Source organism: Pseudomonas sp. Irchel 3A5, assembly GCF_900187575.1.
In the GTDB taxonomy this organism is placed as follows: Bacteria; Pseudomonadota; Gammaproteobacteria; order Pseudomonadales; family Pseudomonadaceae; genus Aquipseudomonas; species Aquipseudomonas folii.
Genome location: NZ_FYDU01000013.1, coordinates 146,409 through 159,496 on the forward strand (window position 1 = coordinate 146,409; position 13,088 = coordinate 159,496).

General features: G+C 56.4%; 13 protein-coding genes and 1 pseudogene. 6 read left to right on the forward strand and 8 right to left on the reverse strand.

The window, feature by feature from the left end:
• Window positions 1-7 precede the first annotated feature (7 nt).
• The 3 genes from CKW31_RS21175 (at window position 8) to CKW31_RS21185 (ending at window position 1,508) form a co-directional block, all read left to right on the forward strand.
• Window positions 8-298 carry an XRE family transcriptional regulator gene (locus CKW31_RS21175; protein WP_095099599.1) on the forward strand — a complete coding sequence of 97 codons (291 nt, stop codon included), beginning with the start codon at window positions 8-10 and terminating at the stop codon, window positions 296-298.
• Window positions 299-517: 219 nt separating this feature from the next.
• Entirely contained in the window at window positions 518-1,063 is a 546-nt protein-coding gene (gene folE / locus CKW31_RS21180) for a GTP cyclohydrolase I FolE (protein ID WP_095099602.1), read from the forward strand.
• A 73-nt stretch (window positions 1,064-1,136) separates the two neighbouring features.
• Complete coding sequence (locus CKW31_RS21185) at window positions 1,137-1,508, forward strand: glutathione S-transferase N-terminal domain-containing protein (protein ID WP_176469938.1); 372 nt, start codon at window positions 1,137-1,139, stop codon at window positions 1,506-1,508.
• Between the two features lie 164 nt (window positions 1,509-1,672).
• On the opposite strand, the gene CKW31_RS21190 is transcribed toward CKW31_RS21185, so the two are convergent.
• The 3 genes from CKW31_RS21190 to CKW31_RS21200 form a co-directional block, all read right to left on the reverse strand.
• A complete protein-coding gene (locus CKW31_RS21190) occupies window positions 1,673-2,065 on the reverse strand; it encodes a lysozyme inhibitor LprI family protein (protein WP_095099605.1) in 393 nt (130 codons plus the stop codon).
• Window positions 2,066-2,237: 172 nt separating this feature from the next.
• On the reverse strand, window positions 2,238-2,840 hold the full coding sequence (locus CKW31_RS21195; protein WP_095099607.1) for a glutathione S-transferase family protein: 603 nt from the start codon (window positions 2,838-2,840) through the stop codon (window positions 2,238-2,240).
• A 33-nt stretch (window positions 2,841-2,873) separates the two neighbouring features.
• Window positions 2,874-4,040, reverse strand: a complete 1,167-nt coding sequence (locus tag CKW31_RS21200; RefSeq protein WP_095099612.1) for a PLP-dependent aminotransferase family protein — start codon at window positions 4,038-4,040, stop codon at window positions 2,874-2,876.
• Window positions 4,041-4,122: 82 nt separating this feature from the next.
• Between CKW31_RS21200 and CKW31_RS21205 the strand changes: the two genes are divergently transcribed.
• Together CKW31_RS21205 and CKW31_RS21210 are read left to right on the forward strand one after the other, a co-directional pair.
• Window positions 4,123-4,593: a MarR family transcriptional regulator gene (locus tag CKW31_RS21205; protein ID WP_095099615.1), complete on the forward strand. Its 471-nt coding sequence runs from the start codon at window positions 4,123-4,125 to the stop codon at window positions 4,591-4,593.
• Between the two features lie 268 nt (window positions 4,594-4,861).
• The gene (locus CKW31_RS21210) at window positions 4,862-6,055 is read left to right on the forward strand and encodes a benzoate/H(+) symporter BenE family transporter (RefSeq protein WP_095099617.1); all 1,194 of its coding nucleotides are present in this window, start codon (window positions 4,862-4,864) and stop codon (window positions 6,053-6,055) included.
• 145 nt (window positions 6,056-6,200) lie between these two features.
• Here CKW31_RS21210 and CKW31_RS30475 read toward each other — a convergent pair whose 3' ends face one another.
• The 4 genes and pseudogenes from CKW31_RS30475 to CKW31_RS21225 all read right to left on the reverse strand — a co-directional run bounded on the left by CKW31_RS30475 (window position 6,201) and on the right by CKW31_RS21225 (window position 10,140).
• Window positions 6,201-7,082, reverse strand: a complete 882-nt coding sequence (locus tag CKW31_RS30475; RefSeq protein WP_371856797.1) for a methyl-accepting chemotaxis protein — start codon at window positions 7,080-7,082, stop codon at window positions 6,201-6,203.
• Window positions 7,062-8,180: pseudogene (locus CKW31_RS30480) on the reverse strand (HAMP domain-containing protein); the annotation flags it as partial. The pseudogene CKW31_RS30480 and the gene CKW31_RS30475, both read right to left, overlap by 21 nt.
• Window positions 8,181-8,477: 297 nt before the next feature.
• Window positions 8,478-9,410: an LD-carboxypeptidase gene (locus CKW31_RS21220; protein ID WP_095099621.1), complete on the reverse strand. Its 933-nt coding sequence runs from the start codon at window positions 9,408-9,410 to the stop codon at window positions 8,478-8,480.
• Between the two features lie 241 nt (window positions 9,411-9,651).
• Window positions 9,652-10,140, reverse strand: a complete 489-nt coding sequence (locus CKW31_RS21225) for a hypothetical protein (RefSeq protein ID WP_095099624.1) — start codon at window positions 10,138-10,140, stop codon at window positions 9,652-9,654.
• Between the two features lie 324 nt (window positions 10,141-10,464).
• Here CKW31_RS21225 and CKW31_RS21230 point away from each other — a divergent pair, with 324 nt between their 5' ends.
• Window positions 10,465-11,469, forward strand: coding sequence for an NADP-dependent oxidoreductase (locus tag CKW31_RS21230; protein WP_095099626.1), 1,005 nt, complete (start codon window positions 10,465-10,467; stop codon window positions 11,467-11,469).
• Window positions 11,470-11,703: 234 nt separating this feature from the next.
• On the opposite strand, the gene CKW31_RS21235 is transcribed toward CKW31_RS21230, so the two are convergent.
• On the reverse strand, window positions 11,704-12,870 hold the full coding sequence (locus CKW31_RS21235; protein WP_095099628.1) for a putative zinc-binding metallopeptidase: 1,167 nt from the start codon (window positions 12,868-12,870) through the stop codon (window positions 11,704-11,706).
• Between the last annotated feature and the right edge of the window lie 218 nt (window positions 12,871-13,088).

Here is a 13,088-nt window from a genome sequence, read left to right on the forward strand (position 1 = left end):
GCCAATGATGAACAAGAACGTAGGATCTGACTTCGACGATTTTCTTGCGGAACAGGATCTTGTTGAAGAAGTCACCGCTGCGGCACTGAAACGAGTCATATCCTGGCAGCTTGCAGAAACGATGAGGCTTCAGAAAGTTACCAAAAAAGACCTCGCCGAGCGGATGCATACCAGCCGGACAGTGGTGGACCGCGCCCTTGATGAGAGCGACGCGGGGATGACTCTGGCAACCCTGGCCAGTGCAGCACGTGCTTTGGGACAACGCGTGGAAGTACGACTGTTGCCCAATATCAAGTAGCAATCGTCTCCCCACAAGACTGCCGTGACCCCGTGAAAGCGGTCTGGAAGGCAACCTACCCACATCAAGCGATACAATTGCCGCCTGTCCTACGTTACTATGTCGCGCAACGCAGGCTTGCCCTGCATTTCTTGCTGATCAGCCTGGCCATGTCGTGCAAATGTTGGTTATCGACACGGTACCGCTGCGGACAGCATTACCTTTTACGGAACAACCCCTGTGACACTGGAACAGAACTACACCGCGATCCTTGGCCAACTGGGGGAAGACGTTTCCCGCGAAGGTCTGCTCGACACTCCCAAACGCGCTGCCAAGGCAATGCAGTATCTGTGTCGCGGTTATCAGCAAACGCTGGAAGAGGTCACCAATGGTGCCCTGTTCAGCTCCGACGCCAGCGAAATGGTGATGGTCAAGGACATCGAATTGTATTCGCTGTGCGAGCATCACCTGTTGCCGTTCATTGGCAAGGCGCACGTTGCGTATATCCCCAATGGCAAGGTACTGGGTCTGTCCAAGGTCGCACGCATTGTGGACATGTATGCCCGCCGCCTGCAGATCCAGGAAAACCTCAGCCGTCAGATCGCCGAAGCGATAATGCAAGTGACGGGTGCGCTTGGCGTTGCGGTAGTTATTGAAGCCAAACACATGTGCATGATGATGCGCGGTGTCGAAAAGCAGAACTCGTCGATGATCACTTCAGTGATGCTCGGGGAGTTCCGCGACAACGCTGCCACCCGCAGCGAGTTCCTCAGCCTCATCAAGTGACCGACGCCCTGCCCGGCTGACCACTCGCCGGGCAGGGCGATACGTTCCCGCCTGTTTCTCGCGAGGTCTTCACGTGTTTATAAAAGCTTTGAGGGTTGGTCTTGGCCAACTGGTGATCTTCGGCGACTTCATCACCCGCCCGGCGAAGAAAAAACGCACGCCCGAGGCCCAGGCTGCCGTCGAGCAGTCAGCAAAGAATCTGAGCCTGTATCAGTTCAATGCCTGCCCGTTCTGCGTCAAAACCCGGCGCACCTTGCACAAGCTCAATGTCCCGGTTGCGCTGCATGATGCAAAAAACAACGAACAGGATCGCCAGACCCTGCTTGATCAGGGCGGCAAGATCAAAGTGCCCTGCCTGCGCATCGAAGAAGATGGCAAGACCACTTGGATGTATGAGTCCAAGGTGATCATTGATTATCTGAATCAGCGCTTCGCAGCGATCTGATTCAACGGGGCACCATCTCCCTGTAGGAGTGAACTTGTTCACGAGGGGGGCATGCCAGAAAAGCATCATTGCCTGACACACCGCCTCGCCAACAAGTTGGATCCTACAGAGGGCTTGGTCACCGCATCGAAACCGTCACCGCCCCGCTTATCGCGCGCCCGACTTCAGTTCGGGCAGCCTTCCTGACGGCACGCCGCATACTGTTTCAACTGCTCGACGCGCACCCTGGTCTGCTCCGCCATACACCGGGATTGCTGCAGCGGCCACATCGAGCCGGAATCCTCAGCCTTGCCTACCTGATACATACAATCCGCATCACGGAAAGCAATCCACTTCTGCTGCGCAGCCTTGAACGCCTGCTTCTTCTCAGGCGTCTGCAAGTACGCCATTTGTGCCTTGTATTGCTTGTTCAGCTCCGCATCCAGTGTCGCCAGTTGCTGGCCTGCGCAACGATTCATTGCAGCCTGGTTGGCATCGCAGCCCGGGGTTTGCGCCGAAGCAGAGCAGCCAATGCCCAGCGCCATGAACATCAGAACCGCCATCATTGAAAAGCGCATAGGGAACTTGTTTCCTTAAAGTCATTGTTATCGGGTTACGGGGCCGCTCCCGAAGGGCGCGAAGACTAAATGCCTGTGCTGACACAGCCAAGTGATTTAAGCCCTGCTAAAACAATCGGACATAAAAAAGCCGGTCATGTTGCGTGACCGGCTTTTCAGGTATCCGCCGCGATCAATCCAACATGCCCACATAACCAGGTTGCGCCTGTACGCGCTCAAGCCATTGCTCGATGCCAGGGTATGGCGTCAGGTCGAAACCGCCCTGATGGGCAACATGGGTGTAGGCATACAACGCAATATCTGCGATGGAAAAGTGATCGCCGACCAGGAACGGCGTGCGTTTCAGCTGCTGTTCCATCACCGCGAGGGCGCGGTAGCCAGCCTTGTGCAACGAACGATATTCCTCCAGACGCTCTTCAGGCAGCCCTAGATAAAACTGGATAAAACGTGCGACGGCGATGCTCGGCTCATGACTGTACTGCTCGAAGAACTGCCACTGCAGCACTTGCGTGCGCAATCGCGGTTCGCTTGGCAGGTACTGGCTGCCATCAGCGAGGAAATTGAGAATCGCATTGGATTCCCACAAGCAGGTGCCGTCCTCAAGTTCCAGTACCGGGATCTTGCCGTTGGGGTTCTTCTCCAGGAACGCTGCGGTCTGGGTTTCACCCTTGAGAATATCTACCGGCACCCAGTGATACTCGACGTCCAGCAAATTGAGCATCAGTTTGACCTTGTAGCAGTTGCCCGATTTGTAATCGCCGTAAACCTTGTACATACCCTTCTCCTTGAATTCGCCTGATGCCCGCTGCTAAGCGGCTCGCTCTAACCGGGCCTGACGCACGACCGCTGCCAATCGTCTCAGGCCTTCGTCGAGACGGGCCGGATCAATGTGGCTGAAGTTGAGCCTTAAATAACCAAGGTTGGCGTCTGGATCAGCAAAAAACGGTTCCCCCGGCATAAACGCAACATTTTGCTTGAGCGCTTCGTCGAGCAAAGTGCGTGTATCCATCGGTTGTTTGAGCGTCAGCCAGAAAAACAAACCACCTTGCGGACTGTTCCAGTCAGCTATATCGGCAAAATGTTGTTTTAGTGCAGCCTCAAATGCATCACGACGCTGACGGTAGAAGCTCTGTAACTCACACAAGTGCTCACGGTAGTGCTCGGTGCCGATCCATTGCAGAGCCTGCCACTGGCCTAAACGATTGGTGTGCAGATCCGCCGACTGCTTCAAACGCAGCAAATGCGGGAACAGGTCAGGACTGGCAATCAGATAGCCGACCCGCAAACCTGGCAAAAGGGTTTTTGACACGGTGCCGGTGTAGATCCAGCTGGCTTTTTGCAAACGGCTTGCGATGGGCTTGGCGCTGCCGCCATCAAACGTCAGATCGCGATAAGGCTCGTCTTCGATCAAGGTCACGTCGAACTCATCAAGCAGGGCGGCCACGGCCACACGGCTGGCCTCGCTGTAACGCACTGCGGAAGGATTCTGGAAAGTCGGAATCAGATAGGCGAACGCAGGCTGGTGTTGCTCCAGTTGCTGTCGCAAGGCCTGCAAGTCCGGGCCATCAGTTTGCAGCGGTACCGTCAGGCAATCGGCGCCGAACAGCTGGAAAATCTGCAACGCCGCCAGGTAAGTCGGCGCCTCAAGCACGATCTGCGTACCTTTATCGATATACAGCTTGGCCGCCAGATCCAGCGTCTGCTGCGAACCGCTGACGATCAACACCTGGCTGGCGTCGCACTGCAAGCCGATAGCTCGCGCCTCTGCGGCCAGGGCTTCGCGCAATTCAGGCTCGCCTTCACTCATGCCGTATTGGCCGAGCGCAACGGGCATGTCCGCCCACTCCACTTTGGGCAGCATGGCTTCGGCCGGCAGGCCTCCGGCGAAAGACATGACTTCCGGACGCTGAGCCGCGGCAAGGATTTCACGAATCAGAGAACTTTTAAGCCGGGACACGCGTTCGGAGAAAGCCATTGAGATCACCGCTAGCCGAAGTAATTGGAAATAAGTCAAACTGGTTGACCGAAATTACGACGCCGGACCTAGATACGTCAATATGCTTGACCTTAAAAATTCCGCATCCCAACAAGCCGCCATGGAAGCTTTTTTCTTCGGCTATCAGGCATTCACAGCAAAAGCTGACGAAATGCTCGCTCGCCGAGGCTTCAGTCGCGTACACCAACGCGTGGTGTTTTTCATCGCGCGCTACCCTGGTTTGAGCGTGAAAGAGCTGCTCTGCGTGCTCGGTGTCAGCAAGCAGGCACTCAATGCGCCGCTGCGTCAGTTGATTGCTATGGACCTGGTCCACAGCGCCGCCCCGGACACCGACAAACGCAAACGTCTGTTGGGGTTGACCGACGAGGGCGTGAAGTTCGAACAGGCATTGCGTCGCGAACAGGTAAAGCTGTTGCAACGGGTCTTTGCCGAAGCCGGTCGCGATGCCGTTGATGGCTGGCTGCAGGTCAATGAGGCGCTGGGCAGGACATTGCAGAGCAGTGCCAGGCCTGTTTCCCGTGAGGATGATTGAAAGTCCAGCACTGGGCCTGTAGGAGCGTCCCTGAAGCGCAGAAAGCATGGGCCATTGTAGGAGTGAGCTTGCTCGCGATAGAGGTAAATTTTTTTCAAGAAACTATCGTCCGACCTCACGCTATCGCGAGCAAGCTCACTCCTACAGAAAAATATTTGAATGCAGTCATAACTGTACTCACGTTTACGAATCCCGCTGTATCGCAACACTCTGATACCACTACGTTTACGCTTGCGACCTGCCGTTGCACACGCTCAAGGATGGATCGATGAACGCCTCACCCCCTGCCCGCCTACGCCCATTGGCTGACACCTCCCCCGCTGCAATAGTCGCTGGTTTTATCGCCATGATGACGGGCTGTACCAGTTCACTGGTGCTGATGTTCCAGGCAGGTCAGGCAGCAGGGCTGACCAGTGCGCAGATTTCTTCGTGGATCTGGGCATTGTTCGTGGGTATGGCAGTGTGCAGCATCGGTCTTTCCTTGCGCTACCGGACGCCTATCACGGTGGCATGGTCGACCCCCGGCGCTGCCTTGCTGATCACCAGCCTGGGCGGCGTGGCGTATCCGGAAGCCATCGGCGCGTTTATCACCTGCGCTGTGCTAGTCATCATTTGCGGGGTGACCGGCAGCTTTGATCGACTGGTAAAAAAGCTTCCGGCATCTCTGGCTGCAGCGTTGCTGGCAGGCATTCTGTTCAAGATCGGCAGCGAAATCTTCGTCGCCGCCCAACACCGCACCACGTTGGTCTTGGGCATGTTCTTCACCTATCTGCTGATCAAACGAGTATCACCACGCTATGCCGTATTGGCTGCGCTGCTGGTGGGTATCGTACTGTCGGGCTGGCTGGGGTTGCTGGACTTCAGCGGTTTTACTCTGGAAGTCGCAATGCCGGTCTGGACGACGCCGGAGTTTTCCCTGGCGGCAACGGTAAGCATCGGCATCCCGCTGTTTGTGGTGGCCATGACGTCGCAAAACATGCCGGGCGTCGCCGTATTGCGCGCTGATGGTTACCACGTGCCGGCCTCGCCGCTGATTTCAGTCACAGGCATCGCTTCATTGTTGCTGGCGCCGTTCGGCTCCCACGGGATCAATCTGGCCGCCATCAGCGCGGCTATTTGCACCAGCGCCCACGCTCATGAGGACCGTGACAAACGTTACACAGCGGCCATCTGGTGTGGAATCTTCTATGCCATTGCGGCCATCTACGGTGGAGCGCTGGCAGCATTGTTTGCCGCATTCCCCAAAGAGCTGGTGCTGTCGATTGCCGCCCTAGCATTGTTCGGCTCGATCATCAACGGCCTGACCGTTGCCATGAACGAACCCAGGGAGCGTGAAGCGGCACTGATCACTTTCATGGTCACAGCTTCAGGCTTGACCCTGCTTTCGATTGGCTCGGCGTTCTGGGGAATTGTGGCGGGAGTTGTGACAATGCTGATCCTCAATGGTACGTCTCGCCGGTAGAGACAAGACGATCTGTGGGTCTAACTCTTTTGCGCAACAAACGAGTGATCTGTAGGAGCTGCCGAAGGCTGCGATTGCGGTGCATCAGACTAAGTGCTTCGCAGCCTTCGGCAGCTCCTACAGGCCAGTAAGATTCAGTGTTTCGCTACAACCTGAAATGCCCGACCATCCCTTTCAGCTCGGTCCCAAGTGACGCCAGCTCGGTGCTCGATGCCGCATTGCCACGCATGGCCAGGGCTGACTGGTCGGCGCTGGCGCGAATGTTGGTGACACTGCGGTTGATCTCTTCGGCTACCGAGGTCTGTTGTTCTGCCGCTGCGGCAATTTGCTGGTTCATCTGCTGGATCATCGAAACCGCCGCAGCGATGCTGCCCAACGCACTTTCGGTTTGCAGCGCATCGCTGACCGCAAGCTTGACCAGTTCACCACTGCTGTGGATTTGTGCCACAGAGGCAGACGCACCATTGCGAAGGCTGCTGACGAGTCGTTCGATTTCCTCAGTGGATTGCTGAGTTCGCTTGGCCAACGCTCTTACCTCGTCGGCAACCACTGCGAAGCCCCTGCCTTGCTCACCTGCGCGCGCCGCTTCAATGGCGGCGTTCAGTGCCAACAGATTGGTCTGTTCGGCCACGCTTTTGATGACCCCGAGCACCGTGCCAATGTTCTGAATCTCGGCGCTTAGGCTCTGAATGCTGTCGCTGGCAGACGCAGAAGAACTGGCCAGCTGTTCAATGCGCTGCAAACTTTGACGCACCACTGCCTGGCCACTGTCGACCTGCTCATCAGCGCTCTGCGCGGCAAGCGCGGCCTCTTCCGCATTGCGGGCGACGTCATGCACGGTTGCCGTCATCTGGTTCATGGCCGTCGCGACCTGCTCGGTCTCTTCCTGCTGATGACTGACTTCGCGATTAGTCTGTTCGGTCACTGCCGAAAGGGAATGCGCGGAGCTGGCCAACTGATCGATACCCGCTTGCAGACCTCTGACTATACCACTCAGGCCAGCACCCATTTGCTGCATGGCGAGCATCAGTTGGCCGATCTCATCCTTGCGCCGTATATCGATACTACCGCTCAAGTCCCCCGCAGCAATTCGTTGCGCAGTGGCAATCACGCTGCGCAACGGCAGAACGATCAGACGAGTGATCAACAGCGAAGCGATGACACCCACCAGCAAGGCCACCACTGATGAACCGATGATCTGCCACGTGTTCGTGGTGAGCTGCGCCTGCATCGATTGATCTTCAGCGGCGTAGGCCTGCTTCACCTGCTCGACAACCTGCGTGGCGTTGGCAGCCAGCTGCAGTGATACCTGAGCTTCGCTGTCGAGCAGGTCGGTGTACTCGTTCAGCTTTTCAGTGAAATTGACGATGTGCGTACTGACTTCACCCAACACAGTCAGATAGCCCTCGTCCTTGACGACACCTTTAAGCTCCTCGGCCAGCGCCCTTGCCTCATCGGCCTGCTGGATTTTGCCAGTCTTGACCTCATCACCCGAGCCCGTCTTGCGGCTTTTATCAAGACGCACCCGGGCCTCGTCCATCGCCTGCATCATCAGTCTGGAGACCTGGCTGACCTGATTGGCCTGCTCGATGAATTCAGCCCCCTGCTCTCCCTTGGACTCCTTGAGCCCATAAGCGCCGTCATCCGCCAGCCCTGCCTGTAAAACATCCAGATTGTTGGCAACGCTGGAAACTGACCAACTGGCCATTTCCAGCGCAATGTCCTTGCTCTGGCTGATATCGACGAACTGATCGAATGATTTGCGATAAGCCCCCAGCGTCTGCTGGACCTCGGTCATACGCGACTCGCTGGCGGGGGACTGGCTTTTCAATTGCTCAGCCAGTGCATTCAACTCATCAATCCCGACATGCAGTTGCTCCACGATCTTCGGATCACTGCGCAGCGCGTATTCCTGCTCCAGCAACCGAACCTTGAGCAGCCCGCTGTTCAGGGAAGACATCTGGTTAAGGCCATCGAAGTGAGCGCTGATGTTTTTCAGCGACCAGACACCAATGGCCGCCACCAGAGCGGTCAGCAACAAAACCAGGGTGAAACCCACGCCGAGTTTCTTTGCCATCCCCAGGTTGGCAACGCGAGCTTGCACGGCCGAAATCATAGCGCTCATCTCCGTTCGATCACTCAAGGCGTTTTGGCCGAATGCTGAGGCCGTTGATTCACGCCATTCAATAATCGTGCAGATTCGCAATGGGTCAGGGGATGTACAAGACTTTGACGTCGAGATAATGGCAAATAGCTATGCCGGAGTCGCTTTCAGACTGTTTCTTGAAGACTCCGGACAAACGGTCAGCCTGGAGCACGGTGCTTCGGGCTGACAAGAATGACCAGCCTCGGAGCAATCCCAAGGTAAACGCCCGATCAGGGGCAATTACCCGGCGTGTAGCGCTGACATGTACTGGGGTTGTCAGCGAGTTGCAGCACCAACCAGCAAGGTTCCGGCATCCGCATCGAGAGTGGCTTCGATGCCCAGCGGCACGGCATGGTTGACGGCGTCGTGACCAATGGAAAGACCGCCCAGAACAGGAATGCCCAGATCACCCAGTCTTTCCATCAAGACACTTGAATGGGTGATTGTTCCTGTAGCGCCCTTGGGTTCACTGAACTGCCCAACAGCGATACCTGCCAGCCCATTCAGCGCACCACTGTTAAGTAGATGAGTAAGCAGGCGGTCGACACGATAGGCCGCTTCGCTCACATCTTCGATCAACAGAATGGCGCCGTTAAGGTCGGGCATGTAATCAGTACCCACACTGCTGCTGAGTATGCTGAGATTGCCTCCCAGCAATACACCGCGGGCCGTGCCGCGAGTACGCACATCGAAAGTGCGCTCCGTTGCATCGGCTGCAATCAGAACCGGTTCGGTGCTCATGGTCACGTGTTGCAAGCCACTGACGAACACGCCGCCGCGCTCAAGCTGACTGGCCACTGGCCCGTGGATGGTCGCCAGTCGCGCGTGCTCCCAGAGCGCGCCGTGAAAAGCAGTGATGTCAGAAAAACCGATTACCAGCTTTGGATCGCGTCTAACCGCATCGAAATCAAGATGCTGAACGATACGCTGCGCCCCATATCCGCCACGATTGCAAAAGAGTGCGCGGATCTCCGGATCCGCCAACGCAGCATTGAAGTCTGCGAGCCGGTGCTCATCGGTGCCCGCGTAAAAAGAATGGGTATCCAGTGCATGAGGATAGATCCGGGGTTTCAGACCCCAGCTCTTGAGAACCTCTGCTGCGCTCTCGACCTTTGCCGCCGCCACCGGGCCAGCAGGTGAAACCAGAGCGACTAAGTCTCCAGGGCGAAGCGCATCAGGGCGAAGGGTTGGCAAACAGATGGAAGGCATTACGAAAACTCAAGCTTCAGGCGATGGAAACAATGTAGATCAGTCGCGACTATTGATCTACCTACATAAATATTTTATCGCTGGATATCGAGTACTTTTTCAGCTGTCTGCAGCCCGCGGCGAAATCGAACATGAGGATGTTTACTGCACGTGGAATAGCGACGGCCACTTTCTATATAGAGACAGCCGTCGCAAGCACGCTTTATTCAAGCGGTGAGCCGCCGAACCCAGATAGCGCCCACTATCGCTTCATGACCTTGGTACAGACTTCTGTGCCGCGCCCGCCTGCCTCCTTTCCCTCTTTTGAAGTGCGCATGTAGTCCGGCAGATAATACGATTTGTGCAGCGTGGTGGTGAACCGGCCGGCCGCATCCTGATCATGAGTAATCAATGCCATACCCACCCCACGATCTGTGGATGCCTGTTGGCTGTCGTTGGCGAAATACATCGCCAGGGATTGCCCCTGCGCGGCGGCATAACCCGAGTAACTTGACGCATGCCCATCAACATCAAACGTGAATTTATAGGCACCGAAATTTTGCTGAAAATGACTGGCCTGCTCGTCCACCGTCAACTTTAGTGCGCCTTTGAACGCACCGTCATGGCTGTCAAAACCTGTACAGGTGTAGTCACCGGAAATAAACAGGGGGTCAGCAGGACTGGCAATTACTTGACTGACCGACGCGACCGACAAAGCCAGTGCAGCAAGAGAAGTTGTTAACGTTTTCACTTATTACTCCATTTGGATAAAGCAAGCCACCCCCATCCGGGGCTCGGGAATTCTCCATAAACAGAATGCTGATAACACCCCTTAGCCCTTTGAAACTCTTACCGGACATTACGAAAATACCTTCTGTACATAACTGCACACACACTTGTAAAAAATTACAAAAAAATTCGCCCTTATCAAAACAATTGCTTGAAGAGAAAGACCTGTACATATAGAGCGCGTCATCATCCAACTGGATCGCAACGCATTCGCGCAATGATCTTCACTTGCCGGGTAGCGCCTCAGCGACTTCAATCAATCTTTGACAATCCATGAGGAAATGCCATGAGTACCCCCACCAACCGTCAATTCCTGCTCGCCAAGCGCCCGGTCGGACACGCCAGTCGCGAGGACTTCACCTATCAGGAAGTACCGGTCGGCGATCTGGCAACCGGGCAGATTCTGGTCAAGAACCATTACTTGTCACTGGACCCGGCCATGCGCGGCTGGATGAACGAGGGCAAGTCGTATATCGCGCCAGTCGGACTGGGCGAGGTAATGCGCGCACTGGGCGTAGGCGAAGTCATCGCTTCGCAGAGTGACCAGTTCGCGGAGGGTGATTTTGTTCAAGGCGCGCTGGGCGTTCAGGATTACTTTCTGGGTGAACCGAAAGGCTTCTACAAGATAGACCCGAAGCTCGCGCCCCTGCCCCGCTACCTCTCAGCGCTCGGCATGACCGGCATGACTGCCTACTTTGCGTTGCTCGATGTCGGCGCACCGCAGAGCGGCGACACCGTGGTGATTTCCGGCGCAGCGGGTGCGGTGGGCAGCGTGGCCGGGCAGATTGCCAAGCTTAAAGGCTGCCGGGTGATCGGCATCGCAGGCGGCGAACAGAAATGTCAGTCGCTGATCAATGAGCTTGGATTCGACGGCGTCATCGACTACAAGAACGAGGATGTGCTGGCCGGACTGAAGCGTGAGTGCCCCAAAGGCGTGAACGTCTATTTCGATAACGTCGGTGGTGACATTCTCGACGCGGTACTCAGCCGTCTCGCCCCCAAGGCACGAGTCGTGATCTGCGGCGCGATCAGTCAGTACAACAACACCTCGCCCGTCAAAGGCCCGAGCAATTACCTGTCACTGCTGGTTAATCGCGCCCGAATGGAGGGTTTTGTGGTCATGGACTACGCCAGCAAGTTTGCCGCTGCCGGGCAGGAAATGGCTGGCTGGATGGCTGAGGGCAAGCTCAAGAGCCGCGAAGACATTGTCGATGGTCTGGAAACCTTTCCCGAAACGCTGCAGAGGCTGTTCCAAGGCGAGAATTTCGGGAAGTTGGTGTTGAAGGTTTAGCCTCGAGAAATCGGGTCCTATCAATCCAAAACATCATCACCGAATTGCAATGCATTCCTCAGGGGCTCGTGCGCTCCTACAGGTCTGCCGTTTGGCGCGAGACTCATTGCCATAAATCAATCTGTAGGAGCTGCCGCAGGCTGCGAATGCATTCTGCCTGCCCACCGCCATCGCAGCCTTCGGCAGCTCCTACAGATCAGCATACGGCGGCGTAACGGAGGACTACGTCCCTACCTACTGCGCCTGCAACACCTCATCCGCCTTGCCGCCTGCATCCTGGATAACCAAATGAATGAAATGCAGTTTGGTGATCACTGCGGGAGGCAGGACGAACGGGTAGAAGTCGGGCTGACCCATACTGCGCGACAGCTCGTTGAGCATCCCGGCCAGTTCAATCCAGGCATTGACGAATGACAGAAACGCAGGCCCGCCAGGGTGCTGCGGGTCGTAGAGGGTTTCCAGCGGGAACGGCTGATAATCCAGGTCCATATCCCGGGCACTCATGCCAAAACCCAGTGCGGTGTCGACCGCATCCATCATGTGCAGGTAATGCGCCCAGGTCTCCGCCCAGTCCTCCCAGGGATGCATGGTGGCGTAGGCACTGACAAAGTTCTGCTGCCAGTCGGCAGGTGCTCCGTTCTGGTAGTGATGATCCAGAGCCTCGGCGTAGCTGGCGCGTTCATCGCCGAACAGGTTGCGATATCCGTCCTGCCACCACGTGTTCGCGATCAATCGGTCCCAATAGTAGTGCCCCACTTCATGCCGGAAATGCCCAAGCAGAGTCCGATACGGTTCATGCATCTGCACGCGAATTTTCTCGCGATGGGCGTCGTCCGCCTCTTTGATATCCAGGGTGATCAAACCGTTGGCATGGCCGGTGGTCGGCGCCTTGCCTTCCAGGTCAACGCCTAGAAACTCAAAGGCCAGCCCGCGCTCTTCGTCCCGGGCTTTAGGGATGACTTTCAGACCGAGGGAAATCAACTGTGCGACAAGTCGACGCTTGGCCGTTTCCACCTTGCACCAGCGCTCACCGTTTTCCGGGACCGACAAGTCGGGGATGGTCTGGTTGAGGCTACAGGCGATGCAGAATTCGCCGCTGTCATCTGCAGGAAACAGCCAGTTGCAGGCAGCAGGCGTATCGACGTTGGCGCAACGTCGATACAACCCGGCTCCGGGCTCGTCACTCAAGCGCCAGGTGTCAAGATCGGGGCCGGGTTCAAGGGCTGCAACCCGGCCCTGCTCTGGCAAGTAACCAAGCGCCGCGGAGCAGGCCAGGCACAGGGTATTGGGAAAGAATACGGACTGACCACACCGGCACTGCCAAACCTTGCTGTTACGCCGGGTCTCGCCAACAAAAGGTGCAGCAATACGTGAACTGAGTTGCTCGAAAAACCGGTACATGGCGATCTCCTGGTGGGCCAGCATGCACTAGATCACCGCCGCTTGCCGTCGTTCCCTGGAGTTGATGCGTGACATAGATCTTTGATGGAGCACGGTTCCGTGGGATATCCATGGCTGACTGCAAGCTGATGACGTGGGACCGGCTTTAGCCGGGAAGGCGGTGTTTCTAACGACACATTTTTAGTGACTGTAATGGCCTTTTCCCGGCTAAAGCCGGT

Excerpts from the sequence above, each read along its gene's own strand:
- CKW31_RS21175 (WP_095099599.1), top strand. The coding sequence starts at position 8 with ATGAACAAGAACGTAGGATCTGACTTCGACGATTTTCTTGCGGAACAG.
- CKW31_RS21190 (WP_095099605.1), bottom strand. The coding sequence starts at position 2,065 with ATGCGCTTTTCAATGATGGCGGTTCTGATGTTCATGGCGCTGGGCATT.
- CKW31_RS21195 (WP_095099607.1), bottom strand. The coding sequence starts at position 2,840 with ATGTACAAGGTTTACGGCGATTACAAATCGGGCAACTGCTACAAGGTC.
- CKW31_RS21200 (WP_095099612.1), bottom strand. The coding sequence starts at position 4,040 with ATGGCTTTCTCCGAACGCGTGTCCCGGCTTAAAAGTTCTCTGATTCGT.
- CKW31_RS21205 (WP_095099615.1), top strand. The coding sequence starts at position 4,123 with ATGCTTGACCTTAAAAATTCCGCATCCCAACAAGCCGCCATGGAAGCT.
- CKW31_RS21210 (WP_095099617.1), top strand. The coding sequence starts at position 4,862 with ATGAACGCCTCACCCCCTGCCCGCCTACGCCCATTGGCTGACACCTCC.
- CKW31_RS30475 (WP_371856797.1), bottom strand. The coding sequence starts at position 7,082 with ATGCTCGCCATGCAGCAAATGGGTGCTGGCCTGAGTGGTATAGTCAGA.
- CKW31_RS21220 (WP_095099621.1), bottom strand. The coding sequence starts at position 9,410 with ATGCCTTCCATCTGTTTGCCAACCCTTCGCCCTGATGCGCTTCGCCCT.
- CKW31_RS21230 (WP_095099626.1), top strand. The coding sequence starts at position 10,465 with ATGAGTACCCCCACCAACCGTCAATTCCTGCTCGCCAAGCGCCCGGTC.
- CKW31_RS21235 (WP_095099628.1), bottom strand. The coding sequence starts at position 12,870 with ATGTACCGGTTTTTCGAGCAACTCAGTTCACGTATTGCTGCACCTTTT.